The 25808-nt window shown below is 55.0% G+C and carries 22 protein-coding genes; 15 read left to right on the forward strand and 7 right to left on the reverse strand.

The window, feature by feature from the left end:
* Positions 1-319, reverse strand: a 319-nt coding sequence (locus AC2FNB_RS14775; RefSeq protein WP_496747472.1) for a hypothetical protein, incomplete at its 3' end; no start/stop codon positions are given.
* 11 nt (positions 320-330) lie between these two features.
* On the opposite strand from AC2FNB_RS14775, the gene AC2FNB_RS14780 reads away from it, so the two are divergent.
* The 4 genes from AC2FNB_RS14780 to AC2FNB_RS14795 are packed head-to-tail and all read left to right on the forward strand — an operon-like array spanning position 331 to position 5131.
* Positions 331-1437 (forward strand): YcaO-like family protein, encoded by a 1107-nt coding sequence (locus tag AC2FNB_RS14780; protein WP_496747474.1) that lies wholly within the window; start codon positions 331-333, stop codon positions 1435-1437.
* A complete protein-coding gene (locus AC2FNB_RS14785) occupies positions 1437-2768 on the forward strand; it encodes a TfuA-like protein (RefSeq protein ID WP_496747476.1) in 1332 nt (443 codons plus the stop codon). Before AC2FNB_RS14780 ends, AC2FNB_RS14785 begins: the two co-directional genes overlap by 1 nt.
* 34 nt (positions 2769-2802) lie before the next feature.
* Positions 2803-4098, forward strand: a complete 1296-nt coding sequence (locus tag AC2FNB_RS14790) for a gluzincin family metallopeptidase (RefSeq protein ID WP_496747477.1) — start codon at positions 2803-2805, stop codon at positions 4096-4098.
* Between the two features lie 10 nt (positions 4099-4108).
* Positions 4109-5131, forward strand: coding sequence for a hypothetical protein (locus AC2FNB_RS14795; protein WP_496747479.1), 1023 nt, complete (start codon positions 4109-4111; stop codon positions 5129-5131).
* A 36-nt stretch (positions 5132-5167) separates the two neighbouring features.
* Here the strand turns inward: AC2FNB_RS14795 and AC2FNB_RS14800 are convergent, their stop codons facing one another.
* Together AC2FNB_RS14800 and AC2FNB_RS14805 are read right to left on the reverse strand one after the other, a co-directional pair.
* Positions 5168-6937, reverse strand: coding sequence for an adenylate/guanylate cyclase domain-containing protein (locus AC2FNB_RS14800; RefSeq protein ID WP_496747481.1), 1770 nt, complete (start codon positions 6935-6937; stop codon positions 5168-5170).
* Positions 6938-7028: 91 nt separating this feature from the next.
* Positions 7029-7673: a GNAT family N-acetyltransferase gene (locus AC2FNB_RS14805; protein ID WP_496747483.1), complete on the reverse strand. Its 645-nt coding sequence runs from the start codon at positions 7671-7673 to the stop codon at positions 7029-7031.
* 319 nt (positions 7674-7992) lie between these two features.
* Here AC2FNB_RS14805 and AC2FNB_RS14810 point away from each other — a divergent pair, with 319 nt between their 5' ends.
* Positions 7993-10338, forward strand: coding sequence for an oxidoreductase (locus tag AC2FNB_RS14810; protein WP_496747485.1), 2346 nt, complete (start codon positions 7993-7995; stop codon positions 10336-10338).
* A gap of 323 nt (positions 10339-10661) precedes the next feature.
* Here AC2FNB_RS14810 and AC2FNB_RS14815 read toward each other — a convergent pair whose 3' ends face one another.
* Both AC2FNB_RS14815 and AC2FNB_RS14820 read right to left on the reverse strand, forming a co-directional pair.
* The gene (locus tag AC2FNB_RS14815) at positions 10662-11693 is read right to left on the reverse strand and encodes a TRAP transporter substrate-binding protein (RefSeq protein ID WP_496747487.1); all 1032 of its coding nucleotides are present in this window, start codon (positions 11691-11693) and stop codon (positions 10662-10664) included.
* 123 nt (positions 11694-11816) lie between these two features.
* Positions 11817-12734, reverse strand: coding sequence for an SDR family oxidoreductase (locus AC2FNB_RS14820; RefSeq protein ID WP_496747489.1), 918 nt, complete (start codon positions 12732-12734; stop codon positions 11817-11819).
* A gap of 162 nt (positions 12735-12896) precedes the next feature.
* On the opposite strand from AC2FNB_RS14820, the gene AC2FNB_RS14825 reads away from it, so the two are divergent.
* Genes AC2FNB_RS14825 through AC2FNB_RS14845 form a run of 5 tightly spaced genes read left to right on the forward strand, consistent with a single transcriptional unit; the run spans position 12897 to position 18721 of the window.
* Positions 12897-14432, forward strand: a complete 1536-nt coding sequence (locus tag AC2FNB_RS14825; RefSeq protein WP_496747491.1) for a benzoate-CoA ligase family protein — start codon at positions 12897-12899, stop codon at positions 14430-14432.
* Positions 14433-14468: 36 nt separating this feature from the next.
* Entirely contained in the window at positions 14469-15017 is a 549-nt protein-coding gene (locus AC2FNB_RS14830) for a 2-oxoacid:acceptor oxidoreductase family protein (RefSeq protein WP_496747493.1), read from the forward strand.
* Between the two features lie 3 nt (positions 15018-15020).
* Positions 15021-16670 carry an NAD(P)-binding protein gene (locus tag AC2FNB_RS14835; RefSeq protein ID WP_496747494.1) on the forward strand — a complete coding sequence of 550 codons (1650 nt, stop codon included), beginning with the start codon at positions 15021-15023 and terminating at the stop codon, positions 16668-16670.
* Complete coding sequence (locus tag AC2FNB_RS14840; RefSeq protein ID WP_496747497.1) at positions 16667-17833, forward strand: hypothetical protein; 1167 nt, start codon at positions 16667-16669, stop codon at positions 17831-17833. Before AC2FNB_RS14835 ends, AC2FNB_RS14840 begins: the two co-directional genes overlap by 4 nt.
* A 3-nt stretch (positions 17834-17836) precedes the next feature.
* Positions 17837-18721, forward strand: coding sequence for a thiamine pyrophosphate-dependent enzyme (locus tag AC2FNB_RS14845; RefSeq protein ID WP_496747499.1), 885 nt, complete (start codon positions 17837-17839; stop codon positions 18719-18721).
* Positions 18722-18785: 64 nt separating this feature from the next.
* Here AC2FNB_RS14845 and AC2FNB_RS14850 read toward each other — a convergent pair whose 3' ends face one another.
* The gene (locus AC2FNB_RS14850) at positions 18786-19229 is read right to left on the reverse strand and encodes an Rrf2 family transcriptional regulator (protein WP_480751989.1); all 444 of its coding nucleotides are present in this window, start codon (positions 19227-19229) and stop codon (positions 18786-18788) included.
* Between the two features lie 33 nt (positions 19230-19262).
* Positions 19263-19763 (reverse strand): GNAT family N-acetyltransferase, encoded by a 501-nt coding sequence (locus AC2FNB_RS14855; protein ID WP_480751988.1) that lies wholly within the window; start codon positions 19761-19763, stop codon positions 19263-19265.
* 239 nt (positions 19764-20002) lie between these two features.
* Between AC2FNB_RS14855 and AC2FNB_RS14860 the strand changes: the two genes are divergently transcribed.
* The 5 genes from AC2FNB_RS14860 to AC2FNB_RS14880 form a co-directional block, all read left to right on the forward strand.
* Complete coding sequence (locus tag AC2FNB_RS14860) at positions 20003-20473, forward strand: (2Fe-2S)-binding protein (protein WP_496747503.1); 471 nt, start codon at positions 20003-20005, stop codon at positions 20471-20473.
* Positions 20470-22785: a 4-hydroxybenzoyl-CoA reductase subunit alpha gene (gene hcrA / locus AC2FNB_RS14865; RefSeq protein ID WP_496747504.1), complete on the forward strand. Its 2316-nt coding sequence runs from the start codon at positions 20470-20472 to the stop codon at positions 22783-22785. Before AC2FNB_RS14860 ends, hcrA begins: the two co-directional genes overlap by 4 nt.
* Positions 22782-23750 (forward strand): FAD binding domain-containing protein, encoded by a 969-nt coding sequence (locus tag AC2FNB_RS14870; RefSeq protein WP_496747506.1) that lies wholly within the window; start codon positions 22782-22784, stop codon positions 23748-23750. The genes hcrA and AC2FNB_RS14870 overlap by 4 nt, the downstream gene beginning before the upstream one ends.
* Before the next feature lie 250 nt (positions 23751-24000).
* Positions 24001-25278, forward strand: coding sequence for a hypothetical protein (locus tag AC2FNB_RS14875; RefSeq protein ID WP_496747508.1), 1278 nt, complete (start codon positions 24001-24003; stop codon positions 25276-25278).
* Between the two features lie 99 nt (positions 25279-25377).
* A partial coding sequence (locus tag AC2FNB_RS14880; RefSeq protein ID WP_496747510.1) for a hemerythrin domain-containing protein occupies positions 25378-25808 on the forward strand: 431 nt, incomplete at its 3' end.

Raw genomic sequence — 25808 nt, forward strand, 5'->3', positions numbered from 1 at the left:
AAACCATTGTGAAAAATTGATAAAAACGATCAAACAATAAAACAAACCTATACATCCAAACAAAATCAAACCCATGGGATACAGCCAACTCAAAGCATTCCACAACGTCGCCAGACTGAAAAATTGGGAGAACGGGAATGTTGACCGGGCAAATGGGATCAACCATGCTTGATCGCAGATTTTGTACTTGGCCTTCGGCCAAGCGAACATTTGTTTTAAAGTCTGGTCCTGTTGATGCCCGGTGAATCGCGAAAGCGATATATTTACGATACACATCGTCTGCGTGATCCTGCGCAAACGCTTGCCAAAGTACGCCCACATCTTGCGCAAATGGGCATTACCCGCGTCGCCAACCTGACCGGGCTTGATCGTGTCGGCCTTCCGACCGTGATGGCAACCCGACCGAATTCCCGTTCGGTTGCCGTTTCGCTTGGCAAGGGCCTGTCACTTGCCGCGGCCGAAGTGTCGGGCGTGATGGAGGCCATCGAGACATGGCATGCCGAAAGGATCGACCTGCCTGTCCGGCGCGCAAGCTATGTCGATATGTCCGCGACGTTGCCAGTGGTGAACGCCGCCCGGTTGCCGAGGGTGAGCGGCTGTGCGTTCGATCCGCATCGGAAGATATTCTGGATCGAAGGGACCGATTTGATTGGTGGCGCGCCCTGTTGGGTGCCTGTCGAGATGGTCGATACGGATTATACCGAGCTTCCCAACAGCGGGCATGGAATGTTTCCGCGCACAACCAACGGGTTGGCCTCTGGCAATGACCTCAGAGAAGCCACCTGCCACGCGATCTGCGAAGTCATCGAAAGAGATGCCACGACGCTTTGGCATTTTCTGAACCGACCATTCAGGATCAACCCTGAAACCATCCATGACGCGCGGTGTTCGGATGCGTTGCAGCGGTTTCAAAATGCCGGTCTCAACGTGGGGATATGGGAAACAACCTCTGATGTCGGGGTTGCCTGCTTTCGGTGCGCAGTTTGCGAAGCAGACGATCTGCCCGGCCACGTTGGCATAGGGGATGGCTGTCATCCTGATCGGAATATCGCGATGCTCAGAGCGCTGACAGAGGCGGCGCAAACCCGCCTGACCTACATATCGGGCGCGCGGGACGATTTGCAGCCATCGGAGTTCACGGCATCCGCCCTTGCGGCCAAAAGCCGGTACATCAAGGAATTGATCGCCAAGTCGGCGCCGAAAGCCTGTTTTCAGGATTGTCCGACAACAGAGTTGACCACGTTCGACGACGATTTGTCGTGGCTGCTCGGTCGCCTCGCGGAGGCGGGAATTGAGCAGGTTGTATCCGTTGATCTGACACGATCCGAGATTGGCATCTCGGTCGTCCGTGTGATCATTCCGGGCCTCGAGGCGCCGCATGACGATCCTGACTTCATCGCCGGGCCGCGCGCGCGCCGTATCGAGGCCGTTGTCTGATGCGGGCGGCGATCTTTGTCGGCCCCACTCTGGCTGCCGACAGGGTTCGTGACATTCTGGATGCCGAGGTTCTGCCGCCCGTGGGGCAAGGCGACGTGTACCGTATCGCACGAAAGCGACCCCAGGCCATCGGCATCATTGACGGATATTTCGAAGGCGTTCCTTCTGTCTGGCACAAGGAAATCCTTTGGGCATTGGATCGGGGCATCCCGGTTTTTGGCAGCGCCAGCATGGGCGCGCTGCGCGCCGCCGAACTGGCGGATTTCGGGATGATCGGAGTGGGCCGTATCTTCGAAGCCTACAGGGCCGGTGCCATCAAGGACGATGACGAAGTCGCGGTTCTGCACGGCCCCGGCGAACTTGGATATACACCGCTGAGCGAACCTATGGTCTCGATCCGCGCAACGGTCGAACGGGCACGTGGTGAAGGCATCGTCCCGCCCGAAGTCGCGGATCAACTTGTAGGAATTGCAAAAGCACTGAACTATCGCGACCGCCAGTGGCCAGCCATTCTTGAACGATTGGATGTCGCATTGAAAAACGGGTTTGCCGAATGGCTGCCTCAGGGACGCGTGGACGCAAAGGCCGATGACGCCCGCGAAATGCTGAACGCCATGTCACGGCATCTGGCGGAAAAACGCGATCCCCCGAAACTGGCGCACGGCCTGGAACCCACGCTTGTCTGGCAAGGCTTGAAGCAGCGGATCGACGCTGAGGTGGCAAAAACGAGCCATCCGGCGGAACAAATTCTGGATGAACTGCGCCTCGATCCCGCTCGTTTTGCCCTGATCCGGGATCGCGCCATGCTGCGGATGCTCACGCAGGAACCGGTGCGCGCGCAAACCGAAGTCGACCGAAAACGGCTGGTCGACACCATGTCACGGCATCGACGTCATCAAGGTTTGTCGCGCAAGGAACACCTTCTCGATTGGTTGCAACAAAACGATCTCGAAGAATCGGGGTACGAGGCCCTTGTGACGGAATCCGCGCGGATCGACGCCATCGCAGAGACAAACTTTGACCGTCTGGGACGTTATGTGTTGAACGAGTTGCACTGGTCAGGGGACTATCCTGCACTCAAGAAACGCGCCCTTGCGAAAGCACGTTTGGTTCCACCAAGCGGGTCTTCGGCATCGCCTGACCGCATGCGTTTGATGATATGGTATTTCGAAACCGTCCTCGGTCAGACGATTCCGGATAACCTCGATAGCCACATTCAGTCTCTTGGCCTGACCAATCGTGATGCATTTCATGCTATAGTCGAGCGGGAATTTCAGTATCGGACCAGATTGAAAGACGAAGGCCCAGCCGGAGCACAGACCAAAGACTAGACCTCAATTCATTTGATGCAGGGCGGAGGAAATTATGCACAGGCCAATCGACTTGATCGAAGAAGCGCCGGGAACACGGTTCCTCCTCTACCCGCAGTCCCCGTTTCTGGATGCCGAAGCCGAGCTTGAACTGGTCGAGATTTCGGCCCCTCCCGGCACGATCGGGCCGGGGCCGTCCGGTCCGCGCATGTACGCGGTCAACCCGGTGGGAAAGGCAACTCCATATGGCGCAATCGTGCCTGGCTCGAATGGCCCCGGAATGTATCTGCCGCCCTGGGACGGATTCATCCAGCCACCCCCGATGCCTGACGAGTTCGGAAACTTCCTTCATATCTCCCCCTCTGATCCGGCGTTTGAAGCAGCGCATCTGTTCGGGTCGGCCCATTTCACCATGGATGTCTGGGAGGGGTATTTCGGCCATCCCATCCCCTGGCATTTCGAACAGGATTTCGACCGGCTTGAGCTGTCATTGCTGCCCAGCCTCGACAATGCCCATATCGGATGGGGGTTTCTGGAAACCGGCGGCACCTTCGAACATGGTGGCGAGTACCGGCCCTACAGCCTCAATTTCGATGTTGTCGCCCATGAAATCGGGCATGCCATCATCTACAGCGTGGTCGGCCTGCCCTCGGACGAAAACGCGCCGGGTGAATACTATGGGTTCCACGAATCCGCCGCCGATCTTGTGGCCCTTCTCGCCTCGCTGCATTTCGGTTCGGTGGTCGAGGCGCTGCTGGAAAACACCCACGGCAACCTCTACACCTTCAACCGCCTGAACCGGTTTGCCGAGCTTTCCGAAAACGCGCAGATCCGGATGGCGGCCAATGACTCGGTGCTATCCGAATTCGCCCATGGCTGGTCCAGCGAACATGCCCTTTCGCAGCCACTCACGGGCGCGATGTTCGATATCCTGGTTGATATCTTCCACGAACGGCTCCTCGTTCACGGCCTGATTACCCCCGAGATCGAGGACCTGTCGGATCAGATGGAAGGCTCGCCCGATTATGCCGATGTCATGCAATCCATCTTTGACGACCGCTATGCCATGAACCCCGAAGGGTTCCGCATCTCCTTGCTGGAGGCACGCGATTTTCTGGGCTCCTACCTCGCCGATGCCTGGAGCATGCTCGACGCCGATATGCTCAGTTATTTCGGAGTCGAAAAGGCACTGCTCATAGTCGATCAGGAAATAACCGGCGGTGCCTTCCAGCAGATCATCGAAGGCAACTTCCGAATGCGCGATATCGGCCTTGTAAATGCCGGGCCACGCCTTGCCGATCCCGATACCGCCAGTCATGCCGTTTCGGTACGCACACGGGTTCCGGGCTAGGTGCAGGCAAATGGCTTTGTTTTCCCGGCGATTTATGGCATTTTGGAAACAATTCATTTGTTCAAAAATTCCGGCCTGCACACTCGCAGGCCAACACAAAGGGAAGCCGACGGAACCTCCGTCGCCTCCGGATCAACCACAGGGGGAATCTGTCGTGACCGAGTCATTGTTGAGTTTTTCAGAAGTGCTTTTGTTTGGGCGCGTTGTCAGCGATCTTCAAATATCTGCAACGGTTAGCGGCAACAATGCAAAGGCTGCGCCTCCAGCCAATGTTACCTCTGCAAATAAGAAAGGAACTTCAGTTGACGGTATAACCGTTAACCCAGGCGACCAAATCTTGCTTTTGAATCAGGACAATGTAAAGGAAAATGGCCTTTACACGATCACGATGGGTGGGGGAAATGACTGGGAACAGATTCTCCCTCTTTTGAGTAAAGGAAGCTTGGTCACCGTTGAAGGCGGAGCAACGCAAAAGGGTGTCTACGAACAAATCGCAAATTCCACATCTGACAGGCAGGTTTTCGAGCTTTTTGAAGGAACCGGAAGTAGCAAAGGCAGAGGCCGCGGAAAAAACAGCCTATTGGCACGACAACTGGAGGAAGACGCCAAGTTTGCCCGAGTCTACGGTTTCAGTTACGAAGGCACATATTACGAACTGCCAGAACCTGCCGTATTTTTGGTTCATGGCGACGGTATTAGTGCAACGGACAATCTGCCTGGCGACCAAGGCGCTCGGGCACCTGAAAACCCGGCAATCACGGGCGTTGCGTCAGCCGACTATCAAATTTCAAATGACATTCGGGTATGGCCATACGACAAGGCCGATTACACCATCCGCATGGATGTCATGACGGGCATGTTTGAACAGGTTCTGCTCGACATCTATTTCGGCTTCGACAGCCCGGCTATCAGCGGGGCCAAGGTGAGCGGCGCAAAGGTCAGTGGCGCCAAAGTAAGCGGTGCCAAGGTAAGCGGCGCAAAGGTCAGCGGCGCCAAAGTGAGCGGTGCAAAAGCGCGTGGGTCGGGCGACTGAGCCGGCGGCCCCCCCGGCGCTCAAGCGGCTTGGGATTCAGAAACCCGCCTTCCTCAAGCCTTCGACAAAATGTTCGGTATCGTCGGACAACCGGTCGGGCTGAACCTTTGCCCAATGGCTCAGCGAGAAATTCGGGTGCGCCTCCTTGTGCTTGAGCGCTATCGAATGTGCCAATTCCATTTGCCCGGTCTGCGCATAGCTGGCCGCCAGCATTCTTTGCCCTTCGGTGGGGTTGTTCATCTTGGTCACTGAGGCGATGACCTTGTCATATTGCTTGAGGTTGTAATACGCCCCGCCCAGGTGCCACAGGTACTGATCCGGGAAATACGGGTTCAGACGCATCGCGCGTTGCAAATGCTCGATCGCCGCTTCGTTGTCGCCTGAATGGGCCAGCGCATCGGCAAAATCCGACAACAGGTCCGCATCGTTCGGATTCAACGTCAGCGCCCTGCGATATGCGCCAATCGCGGCGTCATGCTCTTTCCTGTAAAGGTGAACAAAGCCCAGTTCGCCGAACCCACGCGCATCGGTCGGATCAAGTTCCACGGCTCTTTGTGCAAAGGACAATGCAGTATCAAGCGCATGCTCCTTGTCCAGGGTCCACGAGTACCGCCAGTCAATGTTGAGCGTTCTCGAAAGCGCCGCCGATGCCCGCGCGTATTTGTTGTCCCTTTCCAGCGCGCGTTCGTACAGCACCTGCGCCTCATGGTTGTCCCAACGGGTGTATTTGAAGATGTGCTGCTGACCTCGCAGCACGAAACCATATGCGGCAAGGTCCGTCGGAACGGACTGCACCATTCTCTGCCGCTCCTGTGCCTCGATCAGAACGGCCGTGGCCGCAACGATGGATTCCGTGACCTCATCCTGGATCACGAAAATATCCTCGATCTCACGGTCGTAACGCTCACCCCAGATCGTCTGGTCATTGTCTGCATCGATCAGTTCGATTGTGATACGCAACCGGTTCCCTGCCCGTCTCACATTGCCACGCGCAACATAGCGAACGCCAAGCTCGCGCGCCGCCAGTTGCGGCGACATCGCCTGCGCCTTGAAAAAGAAGGTCGAGTTTCGCGCAATGACGAACAGGTTCTTGAATTTCGAAAGATTCAGGATGATGTCGTCGGTCAGCCCTTCGGCAAACCAGCTGTCGGTCTGATCCCCGCCCATGCTGATAAAGGGCAGAACCGCAACAGACGGGATGTTGGGACGCTCTCGTTCGGCTGTGTCGGCGTGCGGCCGGATCGTCGCTGCCAGCGTGACACCTTCAACTTCGCTGCGCACGCAATAGGTTTTCACCGGCTCCATGATGTTCTTGAGCGATTTGGCGCCCAGAAACTCGTACCCGAACCGCAACCGGTTTCGGATCTGTTCATAAACGGCCGCGCTGATAAAGACGCGCCCCGGTTCCGCAACCTCCTGCAATCGCGCCGCGATATTGACGTTGTCACCGTGAATTCCACGATCATCCAGCAGGATCTCACCCATGTGGACGCCTGCGCGAAACCGGATTTTCTGATCTTCCAAAGTGGACGCATTCGCTCGCTCGGCGATGCGGTGCAACTCGACGCCGAACCGAACCGCATTGGTGGCGGTGTCAAACATGGCGAGAACACCGTCGCCGCGCACTTCAACCACGCGCCCGTCATATTTCTCGCAAGCAGTCTCGAGTTGCTCCAGCAACGTTCGCAGCGCGCTGTAGGTATCGATCTCGTTCTCACCCATCAACCGGGTGTAGCCGACAACGTCAGCAAACAGGACGGCACCAAGCTTGTGCTGGAACGTTGGATTGTCTTGCTGAATAGTCAAACTTTTTACTCCACTCACCCCGACGAAAAGTACATTTTGCTCACATACCCCCAATTCATAGGTACAAAACGGACAGTTCGCGTGTTTCCCCCTATCGCACCTCGTTGTGATTGGGAGGCCAGCGCCAACTGGAAGACACTGACTTTCCAAAGCTGACGGTCGTGGCCGGATCAATCTCTCGGGCCAAATCCTTGCGATGAAAGTCCCAGTCGCTTTTCAAAAGCCCGACCACGACCATATCCAAGAACTGCCCGTCATTGAACCACGCCTGACGCATCTTGCCTTCGGTCTGGAACCCTACACGCGTCACCAAGGCCTGGCTTCGTTCGTTGTCGTCCCGATAATACGACGTGATCCGGTTCAATCCGAGTTGGCGAAAGGCAAGGTCCAGAACCAACGCGACAGACCGCAGGCCGACACCGTTTCTGCGCACCGATTTGTCTATGAACAGTGCGATAACCGCATCCCGGTTTACCGAAGAAACCCCTTCCAGGCCGACAATGCCAACGACATCTGCATCTTCGGTCTCTACCGCAAACCAGCAACTGCCGTTTTCGGTCATCGGCCCGACGGCCGCTTCCCATTCCTTCTCGGTCGCGGCCAGGCTAAGCGGAACGCGCCCGGTTCGATCAAACGCGGCCAAGTCTTCGACATCCTGAAACCAAGCCGCCACAACCGCAAGATCGCCTTTCTCGATTGGCCGAAGCGAGTAATGACTTGAATGGGAATCTGGCATGTACAGGTTCCTTTTTTTCTTCTCTGGTCGAGAAATTCACTTTCTCAATTGCAACATGAATGAAAATTTTTGTTTGAACTGTATCACAGTTCACAGAGTTGTACCGTTTGAAAAAGAGAGTTGCACTCTACCATGGCTCATAGGTCGATTCTTGCCGATGTTGACCGACCGGGGATGCGATAGGGGCAACTCTGTTTTTGCGCAGTTCGTGCATGTGAGATATTGCTTTAAGCATAAAATTTTAAGGTTAAAATGATTGGGAACCTGTGATAGTCGTTTCTCTGTCCAAATATGACGAATCGCGATGGAGGGGACGGCGATGAAAATCACCATCATTGGCGGCGGACCGGGCGGGCTTTATACCGCACTTTTAACAAAAAAGGCGCGCCCAGATTGGGATATCGAGGTATTCGAGCGCAATCAGGCAGACGACACATTTGGATTTGGAGTGGTGTTTTCGGACGAAACTCTGGACGAGTTCCTAAATCGCGACAGACGTGTTTTTGAACGAATCCGGGACGAGTTCGCCTATTGGGACGACGTGGCGATACATTTCAAAGGAAACGAGATGCGCTGCGGCGGGAATGGGTTCTGCGGCACGTCCCGGCACACGTTGCTGCGCATCCTGCAAGAACGGTGCCTTGAACTGGGTGTACATATCACCTTTGGTGCTGAAATCGACGCGGCCGAACTAAAAAACCAATTCCCTGACTCCGATGTAATCGTCGCCAGCGATGGTATCAACTCGGCCATTCGGGAGCATTTCAAAGCCGGCTTCAAACCGACGACAACCTGGAAATCCAACCGCTTTTGCTGGATGGGATCGACCCGGCCAATGGGGGAGTTCAACTATTTCTTCCGCGAAACGGAATTCGGGCAGATGGTTGCCCATTGTTATCAATATGAAAAAGACCATTCTACCTGGGTCTTCGAGATGGATGAAGCAACCTGGCAGGGGCATGGGTTCAGGGAATTCGACGAAGAAGGCTCGAAAGCCAAACTGGAAGAGATCTTTGCCGATGAGCTTCAGGGGCACCCTCTGTTGTTGAATCGGTCGAATTGGCGCAATTTCCCGCGGATATTTTGCGAAAACTGGTTTGTCGACAACATAGTCATACTGGGTGACGCCAAGGCAAGCGCACATTTCTCGATCGGCTCGGGGACCAAGCTGGCAATGGAATGCGCCATCGCGCTTTCGGACGCCTTGCTCGAACATGCCGAAACGGATGTACAAATGGCGTTTCAGACTTATGACGATTCTCGCCGAACCCCTTGCCAGATCATCCAGCACAACGCGGATGTGTCACTATCCTGGTTCGAACACATGGGCCGGTCGTGGGATATGGACCCTTATCAATTCGCAATGGTCGTAATGTGCCGAGCCAAGTCAATCACCTATGACAACCTGATCGTCCGGGATGCTGAATTTGTACGAAAGGCAGACGACGAGTGGTATGCGCGCCATTTGCGAGAGACCGGTGAAGATTTGACAGTATCCCGACCTACCCCGATGTTTTCCAAGTTCAAGCTGCGGGACATGGAATTGGCTAACCGTGTGGTGATGTCTCCGATGGCACAATATTCGGCAGACCTCAACGGTAACCCAACCGAATGGCATAAAGTTCACTATTGCAGCCATGCAATGGGAGGTATGGGGCTGATCTTCACCGAAATGACCTGCCCGTCCGCCGACGCACGCATTACCGAAGGCTGCCCAGGTATGTGGACGGATAGCCACGAAGAAGCATGGAAGGACATCGTCGATTTCATTCACGCAAATTCGGCGGCGAAAGTTGCGATGCAACTGGGCCATGCCGGACGAAAAGGTTCCACCCAATTGGGGTGGCAGCAGGCGGACTATCCCATTCAGGACAAAGAAGGCAATTGGCCGTTGGTTTCAGCCTCTCCCCTTCCCTGGATCCAAGGAATAAGTCAGGTCCCTGACGAGCTGGATCGCGCAGGGATGGATCGGATCAAGGCGGAATTTGTGCAGGCGACAGAACGCGCAGCGCGGGCCGGGTTCGACATGCTGGAGTTGCATTGCGCGCATGGCTATCTTCTGGCCTCGTTCCTGTCACCCCTCACCAACAGACGCAATGACGACTTTGGCGGCTCTCTAGAAAACCGGGTGCGCTTTCCGCTTGAAGTTTTTGCCGCCATGCGACGCGTTTGGCCCGTTGGCCGTCCAATGTCAGTCCGCGTTTCCGGCACAGACTGGAAGGAAGGCGGTTTAACCGAAGCCGACCTCATCGGAGTAGCCGAAGCATTCCGTGACGCGGGTTGCGATCTTGTCGACGTTTCAGCAGGACAGACTGTCCCTGAACAACAGCCAGTCTATGGCCGTATGTTCCAAACTCATCTGGCTGAAGCTGTTCGTAACGTGCCAAGGATCGCGACAATGGCGGTCGGCGCGATTACAGAAGCCGCTCAAATCAACACAATCCTGCATACGCGGCGCGCCGATTTGGTCGCTCTGGGGCGCCCTCATTTGTGGAACCCATATTTCACTCACCAGGCAGCAGCCTGGTATGGAGCGCAAAATGAGGAGTTCTGGCCACCGCAATATCGGAGCGGTGGCGCGCAAGTATTTCGTGAGGCGGAAAAAAATCGCGTACGGATGCTTGATCTGCAACGGAAAGCCGCACCGGGGCGCCATGTCAGTTAGGCATTGTCGCCCGGCAATCGACCAACGCGTGTTACGTAATCAATTTTTTTGCGTAAGTAGAGGCTTGTCTCAGGAAGCGCGGTGGATTGGAACGGACCGCATTATGGATCTTAGGCCTTGTGAGGATTTTCCGGCAAATATACCTCATTCGCCTCTTCAACGAATTGGCTGAGAGTCTGATTGGCTGTTTTGATGATCTGGAACATCGGATTCTGCGACTGCACCGCAAAGGCGACTTGATATCCAGACCTTTGCGTTGGGTTCTCACCTTTTCGATCCCGGGAAAAGGTTATTGCGCCGGTGCACCGGCGCAACTGCCACTCCTAGTTGTATGCGGCCATCAAGGCTTTGGCTTCATCTATGAGGGCTTGTCCATCGATGCCCTTTTCCTTCATTTCGGAAATCCAAGCCTCATAGACCGGCGCCGCGGCCGCGGCCCATTCGGCCGACTGCTCCGCGCTCAAGGTGACGATATTGTTGCCCATCTCGACGGCAAGATCGCGCGATGGTTCGTCATAATCCTGTTGCGTTCCGCCAGCGAATATTGAGAATTTGAGGCCGGAAGCTTCGTCAATCACAGACTTCAGGTCGTCAGGCAGGCTGTTGTACTTTTCGTGTGACATTGCCAAGACAAAGGTGACGGTATACAGCATCGGGCCGGTAAACTCGGTATGATTGTCCACCAGTTCCGGCACCTTCAGCGCCTTTGTAACCTCCCAAGGGATGGTCGTTCCGTCGATAACACCTTTGGAGAGGGCCTCGGGCACGGCTGGTACCGGCATTCCAACGGGTGTTGCACCCAACTCTTTCAATAATGCGTTGACCTGACGTGACGCGCCGCGGATCTTCATGCCATTGAAGTCCGCTGGCGTCAGAACGGGTTTGTTTGCGTGGATGACCCCTGGGCCGTGAACCCAAACACCTAGCACCTTGACATCTTTGAACTCGGTGTCTGCCATGTGTTTTTGCATCATCTGCCAATAGGCGGAGGAAGCAGCTCTCGCATCGGTCACAAGGAACGGCAGCTCGAACACTTCGGTGGACGGGAAACGCCCCGGAGTATACCCGACCACGTTCCACGTGATATCAATCGCACCATCGATGACTTGGTCAATCAGTTCCGGGGGTTTGCCACCCAACTGCATCGACGCGTATCGCTTGATTTCGATGCGTCCTTCGGATGCCTCTTCGATTTCATCGGCCCAGATATCAATGATCTTGCTGGGGATTGTGGCCTGGGCTGGCAGGAAGCTTTGCAGATTGAACGTATATTCGGCAGCTAGCGCCATCCCCGCTGTCGTTAGCGTTAGGGCGGCTCCTCCGACAAAGCCTTTGAATAGGTTTAGTATGGTCATTTTCTCCTCCCTTGACCTTTGTTGAATGGCTTGCTCTGATCCAATAGCGCAGATCGGAGCGGCAAGATTCCCAAGGTTTTTTGCGCCGTGACCGCAGTCGGCTAGATCTAAAATGCGCCCACATCACACCGGGTCCCAGGTGAACACGTCTTCGGTTCGATCGAGGTCGAAAAAGCTCGGCCTCATTGCGGGAAGGGCATGCTCCAAAACGCTTTCCGGCGTCCAACCTTCGTTTCGCTGCATTCCCCGAACGGGCCGCGACTGACCCATCAGGAAAATCTCGTTGTTGCGCACCGCAAATATCTGCCCTGTCACATCTTTCGCGTCATCCGAGGCAAGAGCGGTTGCGACGACGGCGATCTTGTCCGGTGTCATCTGGCGCAGTTTTTGGATACGCGCACTTTCCTCTGGGGTTGTCGCGGGAATGGATTCCGTCATTCGGCTCCATGCAAACGGTGCTATGCAGTTGGACCGGACGTTGTAGCGAGCCATATCCATCGCAATGGATTTCGACAGTCCCGCAATGCCTAACTTGGCGGCCATGTAGTTGGCCTGACCTACGTTGCCGATAAGCCCAGACGTCGACGTCATGTGGACAAAGCACCCAGAGGTTTGTTTGCGAAACACCTCTGCGGCGCAGCGGCTGACATTGAATGTTCCTTTCAGATGAACGGCAACTACCTGATCAAAATCCTTCTCGGTCATCTTGTGAAAGATCGTGTCACGCAAAATCCCGGCATTGTTGACTACGATGTCGATACTGCCAAAGTCTTCCTGCGCCTGCTCGACCATGGCCTTGGCATCACGGAACTGGGCTACCGAACCATAGTTCACTACGGCTTCACCACCCCCTGCGATGATCTGGTTCGTGACTGCGCGAGCAGGTGTTTCATCCTGTCCTTCACCGTCGCTTTTCGCGCCGATGTCGTTTACCACGACCTTGGCGCCAGACATTGCCATCATCAATGCAATGTCACGCCCGATCCCACGCCCCCCACCGGTGACAAGTGCTACTTTTCCCTCCAGCAGACGCTTTCTCAAGATCCAAACCTTCTTGCTACACCCGTTTTTCCCTAATTCAGAATGGCTTGTGGTGATTGGAAAAGCTACCTGCCAATTCCTGGATTGCGCGGTCAATAAATTAGGTATACAAGTACTACAATACTTTTTATGAAAACGGAAGTGGTTTGAGAGGCGAGCTTCGTGAGTCAGCTAAATCACTACAATGCCGCCCAAGTTATGGTGGACATCAATGTTTCAAGAGGTTTCGGTGAAAAGTGCGCCTTTGTCGATCCCGACCGGTCCCTCACATATGCGCAATTGCAAAAGGCGACCAACCGGGTCGCCAACATGTTGAACCAGCTCGGGCTTCATCAAGAGACCCGAGCCGCAGTATTAATGTTGGACACGGTAGACTATCCGGTTGTTTTCTGGGGGTGTGTCCGTGCAGGCATCGTTCCGGTCTGTCTCAATACGCTCCTGACTGCTGATCAGTACCTCTATATGCTGAGCGACAGCCGTTCTCAGGCCATTTTCGTGTCCATCGAGCTGATCGATTTGGTCGAGCCGCTTATTGACCAGCTTCCGTTCCTCAAGCACGTCATCGCCGTCGGCAATGATTGCGGTGCCTTCCCGACTTTGCGCGCGCTTATGGCCGAAGCCAACGATTCATTCGAAACCGCGCTGACCCACCCGGACGAAACAGCGTTTTGGCTATATTCTTCGGGGTCGACCGGCGCGCCGAAGGGCGTTAGGCATGTCCATACCAGCCCAGCCTATGTCGCCGACACCTATGGGCAAAACGTGTTGGGAATTCGACACGATGACGTATGCTTCAGCGCAGCAAAGCTTTTTTTCGCATATGGGCTGGGCGCAAGCATGGCGGTTCCCATGTCGGTCGGCGCAACTGCGGTTTTGCTTCCGGACCGGCCAACACCGCAATCTGTACTGGACATGATGCAGCGCTTCAGGCCGACCTTGTTCTTTGGCGTTCCAACGCTTTATGCCGCCATGCTTGCAAGCAACTCATGCATCCCGAAAAACGGCTCGGACCGGTTGCGGCTTTGCATTTCGGCGGGCGAAGGCTTGCCTGAAGATGTCGGCACGAACTGGGAACGCCGCATGGGGGTAGGTATACTGGACGGTATCGGGTCAACGGAGATGCTGCACGTGTTTTTGTCCAACCGACCCGACGATATCCGCTATGGCACATCGGGGCGCGAATTCTCGGGCTATAAACTCCGACTGGTCGATGAGCAGGACCAGGACGTCGAAGACGGCGTTCTGGGTGAGTTGCTGGTCTGTGGCGGCTCGGCTGGTGACGGGTATTGGAATCAACGTGAAAAATCTCGTGCCACGTTCATGGGCGAATGGACCCGAACCGGTGACAAGTACATCCGCGATAACGAAGGGTACTATCATTACTGCGGTCGAACCGATGATATGTTCAAGGTCAGCGGTCGCTGGGTGTCTCCCTTCGAAGTGGAACAGGCAATCATTTCTCATCCCACAGTGATCGAGGCCGCCGTAGTGCCGCACGAGGATGAGGAGGGCCTTGTCAAACCCAAGGCCTACGTCGTGCTGAACGATGCCGGCGACGAAAATGATCTGATCAGGGAACTCAAAGACCATGTCAAGAAATCAATTGGGGTTTGGAAGTATCCTCGATGGGTTGTCGCGGTAGACGAACTGCCCAAAACCGCGACTGGCAAGATCCAGCGGTTCAAGCTGCGAAACTGAGAGCTTGTAGGAAACACCACACGACGGGAGCGCAGAATGCTGGAAATCGTGATCCTAGGGAGAGGAGGCCAAGGCGCACAAACTGCGGGAAACTTGTTGGCGCAAGCGCTGTTTGCCGAAGGCCACTATGTGCAGACGTTTTCCACCTATGGCGGTGCGCGTCGTGGTACCCCGGTCACGTCATCCCTCAGAGTGGATGCCGTCCCGATCCGCAGGCGTTGCAACATCGCAAACGCCTCTGCCCTTCTGTGTTTTGATGACAGCCTGCTGGATGGCGCATTTCTTGAAATTGCGAAGGCGGGTGCGGTAGTGGTGGTCAACACAGCGAAACATAAAGAGATGCTGCCAGCGTCGGGTGACCACAACATCATACAGGTGGATGGCAAGGCCATCGCGCGTCGTAACAATCTGGGAAAAATCGTGAACTCTGCCCTGCTGGGCGCGTTCGTGGCGACACTCGGCAAACCTGGAATTGATACCATGTGCAGGGTCATCAAAGAAACCGCGCCGGCGAAAGTTGCTGAAAACCTGGTGGCGTGCCGTGAAGCATTTGCACTGTTTCAGCCGGTCACCGAGAAAGCCTAGATCATGAACAAGCAGCTATCCCATTTGTGGACTCATTTGACCAGTGAAGGTCGCAATACCGGCACTTGGCGCAGTGCGCTGCCGAACTATCAGAACCAACCCTCGCCGTGCCTAGGGGCCTGCCCGGTCAACGGGCGAGTTGCCGAATGGATCAAACAAGTCGGCGACGGAGATCTGTTTGGCGCATGGACAACCCTCACCGACAACAACCCCTTCCCGGCAATTGCGGGGCGCATATGCCATCATCCCTGCGAGACAGCTTGCAACAGACAATACATAGACGAAACCGTCGGCATTTGCAGCCTGGAACGGTTTGTCGGTGACACAGCACTTGCAGAAAGGTGGCAGTTTCCCGCAGCCGAAGAGGAATTGACGTTCTCAGTGGCCATCATTGGCGGAGGGCCTGCCGGACTGTCAGCGGCCTATCAACTTCGCCGCCTCGGCTTCGGCGTGTCGCTTTACGAGACAAAGGACGAGTTGGGCGGTGTGATGCGATACGGTATCCCGACCTATCGATTGGCCAGATCGGTTCTGGCGGCCGAAATAGAGCGGATCACCGCCATGGGTATTACTTTGCACCTTGGGATTCCTGCAATCGATGCAACGGCATTGGAAGCTCTTCAAGATTCTCATGACGCGGTATTTCTGGCAACAGGCGCCAGTGTGCCGAGACGGCTTCCAAACTTGGACTACTCCTGTCCCTGGGTGATCGACAGCGCCGATTTTCTTGCCGCTTCAATACCTGAGCAAACTCGCGCAACAGGGAAACGAGTTGTCGTGATCGGCGGCGGTAGTGCGGCAATAGATGTCGCGCGAACGGCCCGGCGCCTTGGTAGTGTCGTCAGGGTACTTACGCTGGAACCGCGAGATCGGCTACCCGCACAAACCGTAGAAGTTCGCGAAGCCATCGAGGAAGGGGTCCAATTCGAGCACGGCACGATGATGCAATCGGCCAAGGTAGCGACCGGTGCCGTTGTTTTGAAATGCGTTCCTGTCAAATTTCGTTCCGGTCTACGGTCGGGTCAGTTCTCGGTCGAGCCACTGGATGCCAGCGGGTTCGAGATAGTCGCGGATACTATAATCCCAGCTATCGGCCAGAATGCCGATCTTGTACGATGGCGCGGAATTCTGGATGAAACAGGCCCAGTGATCAACACGGATTCCGATTGGAAAACAAGCAAACCCGGCCTTTATGCAGGCGGCGATGTGGCAAGCACAAACCGCTTTGTCACTCACGCCGTCGGCATGGGCAAAGAGGCCGCTTTTGCAATCGCCTCGACATTGCTTTCCGACGGCAAGAGCCCAGTCGAAGGCAGCGTCGAGCCCGTCGAATATGAACGGATTAACACCGCTTATCACGCCTCGCATGAGCGCAACCGACAGTATACGATTGGAGTCGACAAAAGATTGGCCGGTTTTGAAGAGGCACAAACTCCTTTCGGCCCAGACGAGGCTCGGTCAGAAGCCCAGCGGTGCTTCAGTTGCGGCACCTGCATCTATTGTGACAATTGTTATTTCTATTGTCCCGACATGGCGATCACCAAGCTCGAAAACGGCTATGCGGTGAACGCGGATTATTGCAAGGGCTGTGGGCTTTGTGTGGCCGAATGCCCAACCGGTTCCATCCACATGCTGGAGGACATATCGTCATGAATGCGCCCGCTTTTACCGAAGACCTTCAGCTGCTGAACGGTAATCACGCCGTGGCTTGCGGCGTTTGCCTGGCTGAGCCCGACGTTGCGCCGGTCTATCCAATAACGCCGCAAACGCCGATTTTGGAAAAGCTTATAGAATTCCAGAGCAAGGGAGCATTTCTGGCCGAACTTCTGACTCCGGAATCGGAACATTCGGCCATGGCCGCCGCAATCGCCGCATCCGCTACCGGAGCGCGGGTATTTACGGCAACCTCATCACAGGGGCTGCTGCTGATGCACGAGTTGTTGCATTATGCGTCCGGTGCCCGAACCCCTATCGTGCTGTTCAATGTGAATCGAACACCGGCGGCACCATGGGGATTCTGGCCTGACCAGATCGACAGCTTGTCCCAACGTGATACGGGCTGGGTGCAGCTTTACAGTGAAAGCCCCCAAGACTCGCTCGACACCGTGATACAAGCGTTTCGAATAGCCGAAGCCGTCAATCTGCCGGTCATGGTCAATCACGACGCGTTCTATGTTTCGCATTCAGTTGAACCCGTCAACGTTCCCGACCAAGATCTGGTCAGGAGTTTTTTGCCGCGCGCTCCACGCGACTTCCGACTTGGCGACGGAAGCGGCAGATCACTGGGTGCACCCGTCGATCAAACAACTTGGAACCTGACGCGTCGGGAGCTGGATACAGCCATGAAACGCGTTGAAGAAGTGACCCGCGAAACTGGAACTGTGTGGGAGAAACTGACAGGTCGGCAATCCGAGCCACTTGAAAAATACCGTTGCAAGGACGCAAAAATCATATTTGTGACCATGGGCAGTATATCCGGCACCGTTCATGAAGCAGTCGATCATCTGCGCGAGGCCGGTATTCAGGCTGGGCTTGTCAGAATCCGGCTGTTCCGCCCTCTGCCTGTGCACACTTTGCGCAATGCCCTGACCGGGGTGCCGTGTGCTATTCTGATCGACCGCAACTATTCGCCGGGAACGGGCGGAGTTTTGCATCAGGAACTGAAATCCGCGCTGTACAGTATGAAGAATCCACCACATGTGCACGGGTTTCTTGCCGGTGTCGGTGGTGTGAATGTGCCGGTCGAACGCATCGTGGAAATGGCCGTTAGATACGGAAATGCTGAAACTACGACCGATCCGATCTGGGTGGAGTAGGTTATGGAAAAAATCAACTACCGTGACGAGGGGCAGTTTTGTTCAGGGCATGTTGCTTGTGCCGGTTGCGCCGAAGCGTTGTCGATGCGGGTCATCCTCAATGAAGTAGGCGAAGATGCCGTGGGAGTTGTCGCACCATCCTGTACGGCCGTCATCCTTGGTGGTCACCCGATGAGCGCGTCAAAAATTCCGGTTCTCCATGGAACACTGGAATCCGCCGCGGCCTCTGCCAGCGGCGTTAAACGCGCCCTCAAGGCACAAGGCCGGGACAATACGACGGTCCTCTGCCTTGCCGGGGATGGTGGAACTTATGACATCGGGCTGCAGGCACTATCATCCGCTGCAGAACGCAACGAAGATATTCTGTATATCTGCTTTGATAACGAAGGCTACATGAATACGGGCGGCCAAAAGAGTTCCTCAACCCCGCATCTGGCAACGACTGGCAGCACCCCGCTAGGCAAGGCTAGCCACAAAAAGAACCTTATCGAAATTCTTGCCGCCCACCGGATACCATATATTGCCACCGCCAGCCCCTCCCATCTTGGTGATATGGCGGCGAAAGTTGCGACGGCCAAGTCGATCCGGGGCACCAAGGTAATCATTGTCCTGATACCATGCCTGCCTGGCTGGGGCGTAGCGGAAAACGCCGCGATCAAGACCGCGAGGCTGGCAGTCGAGGCCTGCGTGTTTCCCTTGCTCGAGGTCAGGAATGGAGTCGACTATTCATTGGCCGTCCCGGAAAGACCACGTGGAATCAACGCGTATCTTGCCGAACAGAAACGGTATCGTCAGTTGGATGATCAGGACAGAGCCACGCTTCAGTCAGAAGTTGATGACGCTTGGACGCGGCTACTGGCGCTGGCAGAGGGGAAACCAACGGCTTGAAGTATCATCCATTTGGACTTGATTTCAATGGATCGATGTCGTGGTTAGTACATCCGAACAGTGGTTATGATTGGATAGCTTCAGCATGACTCATCGCAGCCGCGGCTTTTTTTCGACGCTCTATCTGTTTCAACATGGTAGCGATTGTGATCGAGGCGTAGGTCGACAGGGAAATTTCCCGGATTTCCTTCGAGATGTCGAACAGAGCCCATTCTTCGTTGGTCGCCTGGGAAGGGTCGGCGAGTTTGCATCCCATCGACGTGTCTTCGAATAGGCTGATGACCTCCAGCAGGTTAAGCCGCTTGGCATTGCCCGTGAAACTGTATCCACCGCCGACACCGCGGGTTGCCTGAACAAGTCCAGCGCGGCCAAGTGTCATCAAGACTTTGGCCAGGTGGTGGGCGGACACGCGATACTTCTCTCCGATTTCAGCGGCTGAAAGCTGGCGGCCCGGATTTGATGCCAGTTCGATCAAAGCATAGATTGCCAAACGACTTGATTGCTGCACGACTACACCTCTTGGGCTTATGCTAAGTTGTACTCAGGAAGTCTCGCTGGCAAGACTCAACTCCATTTGGATGTAAGGACCAGCCATCATACCCTCGCTGCGAAAAAATGACATGTGCAGCGGATCCTGGCGCCGAACCATCGTTCGCACTGTAGTAATGCCGATCTTCCTGAATTCCTTACACAATGCCTGAAATAAGGCTTCTCCGATGCCTTGCTGTCGGTGATCCGGATCAACCGATACTGCAAAAACCCAACCGCATGGCTCTGACCCGAACTCCCAACCCCGTACTTCGCCGACAATCAGGCCAAGAATTTGCCGCTGGGAGTTTTGTTGCGTGGGCTCGGCGATCAAAAAGAATCGCTCATCGACATGCCGCGAACCGTAACGTTCGAAAATGTCCTGCCAATACTCAGGTTTTGGTTGTCCGGTGATCCGTGCATCCAATTCGATGGCATGCGGAAGCTGGTCCGATGTCGCCTTGCGGATACGCAACCCTTCTTCTTGCAAACGCGTTTCCAGCGCATCAGTCATGGCAGCTCCTGTTTCATAAACCTTCGCGTCGAGTAGTTTGGTATCAGTACCAGAATGCGGATTTTAGGGTAATGTCGGTCAGGTTGGCAACCACGAGTGCAGCTGGCATCCGGACTGGCACTACCGGTTTTTCCTGTTTCAATCTGTTTTTGAGAATTCTGTGTACTGCAAAGTCTTTTAAAGTATAATGGTACCAAATTATATCTTTATCCATCAGGGACTCAAAAAGGGTCACAGCCATGAAGCGAATCGTTAGCCTGAACGTAAATGGCCGGACAGTCGAGCATGTCATCTCCGACAACCTTCTTTTGATTGATTTCCTGCGCGAACAGCAAGCGCTCACGGGAACAAAAAAGGGGTGCGATGGTGGGGAGTGTGGTGCGTGCACGGTTCTGCTGGACGGGCGTCCACGACTGGCTTGCCTGACATTGACGGCCAGTTGCGAGGGCTCTGAGATCGAAACTATCGAAGGTCAGGCCCGGAATGGCAGGCTGTCGGCCCTCCAGCGAGCCTTTCATGAAAACCTTGGTTCACAGTGCGGTTTCTGCACGCCCGGAATGATCATGGCCGCCGAGGGGCTGCTGCGCAATAACCCCGACCCGGATGATGCGGAAATCAAGACAGCATTGGGGGGCAACCTTTGCCGCTGCACCGGCTATGTGAAAATCATCAAGTCTGTGAAAATAGCGGCTTCGGAGGCGAGTCGATGAATACAAAGTCAAAGGTGGTAGGTCAGCCCGTTCCGCTGGTGGACGGAATTGAAAAGGTAACCGGCCGCGCGAACTATACTTCTGACCTTGATGCTCGCGACGTTTTGGTAGGCCGTATCCTTCGCGCTCCGGTGAGCCACGGTCGCATCATTTCGATAGACGTTTCTCGTGCTTCGGCACTCGATGGCGTTTGCGCAATCGTCACCGGACAGGACTGCGACAAGACATTTGGCGTCATCCCGATAGCAATGAACGAATACCCGATGGCACGTGACCATGTCCGATATCGCGGCGAACCGATCGCAGCCGTCGCCGCCCGGGATGCCGCGACGGCCGTCCGCGCGCTCGAATTGATCGACGTCGAGATCGAGCCGCTTGTCCCATGTTATACACCAAGTGAATCCCGAGCGCCGGATGCACCGCAACTGCACGAAGGAAAACCAGGCAACCTTGAACGAGAAGTACACCACGTTTTCGGTGACCTGAACGCGGGTTTCGATGAGGCTGATATCGTTCGTGAAGAGACGTTTTCCTGCGCCGAAGTCAACCACGCCCAGATGGAACCCCATGCAGCGTTGGCAGAATTTGATGTTGAGCGTGAAAGATTGACACTGCATTCAGTTACGCAGGTTCCATTCTACGTCCACCTGATGTTGGCGCGATGCCTGGAAATGGACAGTTCGCGCATACGAGTCGTCAAGCCCTTTGTCGGCGGCGGGTTTGGTGCACGCACGGAGACGCTGAACTTCGAGATTATCGTCGCGCTTTTGGCCCGAAAAGTCGGAGGCAAGGTGATGATGCAGCTAAGCCGCGAGGAATGCTTCCTGACTCACCGGGGACGTCCCAACACGCAAGTCAAGCTCAAGATTGGCATGACTCATACAGGAAGGATTACGGCGGTCGACTGCGAAACCGTGATGAACGGCGGGGCTTATGCTGGTTATGGCGTCGTAACGATCCTTTATGCAGGCGCACTGCTTCATGGGATCTATGACATCCAAAACGTTAAGTATGATGGTTATCGCATCTATACCAATCAACCGCCTTGTGGCGCGATGCGTGGACATGGAACTGTCGACGTTCGCCATTCTTTCGAAGCGATGATTGACCGGATGGGTCGCGAACTTGGTCTTGATCCCTTTGTCGTGCGCCGGGCCAATCTGTTGCAGGCTCCTCTGTTCACTAGCAACGGGTTGATGGTCAACTCCTACGGCTTGGGGGAATGCCTAGACAAGGTCGAAACGGCCAGCGGCTGGTCAAACCGCAAGGGGAAATTGGGGAGCGGCCGTGGCCTTGGGATGGCGTGCTCGCACTATGTCTCGGGCGCAGCTAAGCCCGTGCACTGGACAGGTGAACCTCACGCCGTTGTTTCGATGAAACTCGATTTTGACGGCAGTGTAACGGTTCTTACTGGCGCTTCCGATATCGGCCAGGGTTCGACTACGATCGTCGCGTTGGCCGCTGCAGAGGTCCTGAGCATTGACCTTGGCCGGATCCGTGTGGTCGCCAACGACAGTGTCATCACACCCAAAGACAATGGGTCATATTCCAGCCGGGTGACCTTCATGGTCGGCAATGCCGCCATTCAGGCCGCCCGAACACTGCGTGAGAGACTGATCAATGCCGCCGCCGAGTTGTTGGACACGACACCGGAGGATGTCGAGTGTGAAGCCGAAACCTTTTTCGTCCAAGGCAGCTCGCAATCGGAACTCTCCTTTCACGACGTCGCCATTGCCGCGCTTGCCAAGGAAGGGACTATTACCGTCAAAGGCACTTTCTCGACGCCAATCGAAGCTCAAGGAGGCAAGCACAGGGGTGGAGCGGTTGGGTCTACCATGGGTTTTTCGTATGCGGCGCAGGTGGTTGAAGTCCGCGTGGACGAAGACACTTGCCAGATCAACGTTGAAAAAGTCTGGGCTGCCCTTGACTGCGGGTACGCCATCAATCCTCTGGCCGTTGAGGGGCAGATCGAAGGCTCTGTCTGGATGGGCATGGGTCAGGGCCTATGCGAGGAAACACACTATATTGATGGTCTACCCGCCCATGCCAATTTGACAGACTACCGTTTCCCGACAATTTCAGAATCTCCTCCGATAGACGTTCATATTGTCGAAAGCATCGATCCGCTGGGGCCGTTTGGTGCCAAGGAAGCGGGCGAAGGTGCGTTGTCGGGATTTCCGCCAGCGCTGGTGAATGCGGTGGCAGATGCAATTGGATTGGATGTGAACTTTTTGCCTGTCACGCCCGATCGATTGCTTGACGCACTAGTAAAGTACCGGCGTGCCAGCCGCCGAAAGGAGGCAGCGGAATGACTGAAGTTCTTCCAGGTTTCCACCTTGTCGAACCGACCTCAATAGGCGAGGCGATCGCTGCCTTGAGTTCGATGCCTGGCGCCCTGCTCTACGCGGGAGGAACAGATTTGATAGTGAAACTCCGCAAGGGCCTCGCGGACGCCGAAACAGTGATTAGCCTAAACCGCATCAATGTTTTGAAAGAGATAGAGGAAACCGACGCGGGTTTGCGCATCGGTGCCGCAGTTACTCTTTCCCAGATTGAGGATTTGCCAGCAATCACTGGAGATTTCTTCGCTGTAGCCAAGGCGGCTCGCTCAATCGCGAGCCCGTCGCACCGACAAGTTGCGACACTAGGTGGAAACCTATGCCTGGATACCCGTTGCGTCTACTACAATCAGAGCCACTGGTGGCGTAAGTCCAATGGGTTCTGCCTGAAATATAGAGGCGATATTTGCCATGTCGCTCCGCAGGGCGACCGGTGTCGGGCTGCATATAGCGGCGATATGGCACCAGCTTTGATGGTTCATGGAGCCATGATCGAAATCGCAGGACCAGCAGGCCTGAGGAAAATCCCGTTAACCGACTTCTATCATGAGGACGGCGCCGCCCATATCAAGCTTGAGTCTGGCGATATCCTAGTCGCCGTGCATCTGCCGTATTCGCAAGCGGTATCCGATTATGAAAAAGTCAGGGTGCGCGGGTCCATCGACTTCCCCTTGGCGGGTGTGGCCGTCGCCTGTGAAAAAACAGCAGATGGCGCAGCCAGATTCACCGTCGCCGTTACAGGTACCAATTCCAAACCTCTTTTGATCGAAATGCCGGATGAACTGCTGGATGAACCGTCTTCGGAAGCTTTTTGGGTCGGACTGGGAAAAGCCGTGCAGAAGGCTGTCTCACCACAACGTACTACAACCATTGCACCCCATTTTCGCCGTTTGTCGGTCTCAGCTTTGGCGGTTCGGCTTGCCCGAAGACTGATATGAGCAGCGAAGCTCCAGGAACGAATTGGAAGGCGGCGGACGGTTTGCACGTCGATACTCGCGGCTTGCTTCCACCTGATCCGATGATCACTATTATTTGGCACATCTCGCAACCCGGACAAACAGGGCCAATTACGGCCTATTTCGACCGAGACCCCATATTCCTTTTGCCTGAACTTCAGGAGCGCGGGTGGCTCTATGAATATGCAATGCGAAACTCATCAGGTGTCAAACTGGTCTTGAGGGCCAGACCATGACCATGTCGGCTGGATTTCTTGGTGGCGCTCGCGACCGATTGCTACCGGCTTCGATACCATTTCGCTTCTTTATTGCGGCCGCAGGTTTCCAGGTACTGGCCTGGGCCACTCTGTTCTTTGCTTCGGGTGAGGTTCAGGGATTTCAAGGCGGCCTGGGCATGACTCTGGCAGCGATTCATCTGGTCACTCTGGGTGTGCTCACAATGACCGCGATTGGCGCCTGCTATCAGCTTTTGCCTGTCGTAACACGCAAACCGTTGACATGCGACTGGCCGCCACGCCTGAGTTTTTGGCTGATCTTTCCAGGTATTGTCCTATTGACGTATGGAATGGCATCAGCCGATCAGGCTACAATGAAAATTGGTTCAATTCTTGTATGTGCTGGTCTTTCTGTCTTTGCCATTGTGACTACTGACAACTTAAGTCGCGCGCATGGTGTTCCTGTTGTTTCCGCGCATGGCTGGTTGGCGCTGATTTCTCTGGCGATCGTTGTCGTTCTTGGACTTCTGTTAATTTGGGATTATGACGCAGGTTTTCTTGAAGATCATTTCAAAGTGGCAATTGTTCACATGGCACTTGCGAGCTTTGGCTTCATGGGACTTCTCGTGCTGGGCTTCAGTCTCGTGCTGATCCCCATGTTTGTCATGTCCCGTAGTTTGCCAATGCCAATCTGCTGGACCCAGGTCTCGCTTGCGGCTTTCGCCCTTTCGGGGTTTTCTATTGCGTTTATGTTGAACGTCCCCGTGCTGACATTGACGGCCTTTGCTCCGGCCTTCACCGCCGTCGGCATTTATCTCTGGCTGATGCGAACGGCACTCAGAACCGGGATGCGGAAAAGACTGGGATTGCCCTTTGTACTGATGCGCACATCCTGGCTTTTTCTGGTCGCGGGACTACTACTGTCCGAAGCTGCTTTCACAGAGATCGATATCCCTAACGCCCCTGCTCTGGCCGGCTTCTTCATTCTTGTCGGGTGGCTACTGACTTTTCTAAACGGTGTGCTTCAACGCATCATGCCATTTCTTGCCTCAATGCATATCGCCGGAAAATCCGGCATGCCGCCTCTGCTTTCAGACCTGACTGCAAATCAGCCCCTAAAAATTCACGCCGCATGCATTATCGCGGCGCTGTTGTCCTGTTCTTCTGGCATTCTTTTGGACGTGGTGTGGATGATTCAAACAGGGGCAATCATCGGAACAATCGGAGCAGCGTCATTTGCTTTGTTCACCATCAATGTGGCGCTAAACCTTTGGCAATTAAAGTACCCTGAGTGAATTAAGGTTCTCCAGAAGCCTAGGAAAATCGTGTTGAATTTTATTCGGTAATTTGGTACGAAATTATATAATTTATCCCCAGCCCACAGGCACAACCAAATGACCTTTTCACGGCGCACTGCACAACTCTTGCATGAGGACCATCAGGCAACAATCGCCGTAATCGAAGCACTGGATCGATTGATTGCCAAGGCGGGGAAAATGGTTCCTGACACAGGCAATCCCATGGTCCGAAATACCTTGGCTCAAACCACGGGCGCCTTGGAAGAGGAGGTGAACCAACATTTCGAGTTTGAAGAATCCGAACTGTTCACCCGCCTCGAAGAAATGGGAGACGTTGGTATCGGCAAGCATCTGCGAGAAGAACACCGCGTGCTTGCGCCATTGGGCACATTTGTTGCGGAACAAGCTCGCGATGCATTGAAAAACGGATTTGACCACGAAACCTGGACTAAATTCCGGAACCTAGCGGCCGAGTTGGTAGAGCGCATGTACGCACATATCCAAAAGGAAGAAATGGCATTGGTGCC

The organism is Ruegeria sp. BHSB058 (genome assembly GCF_059613285.1).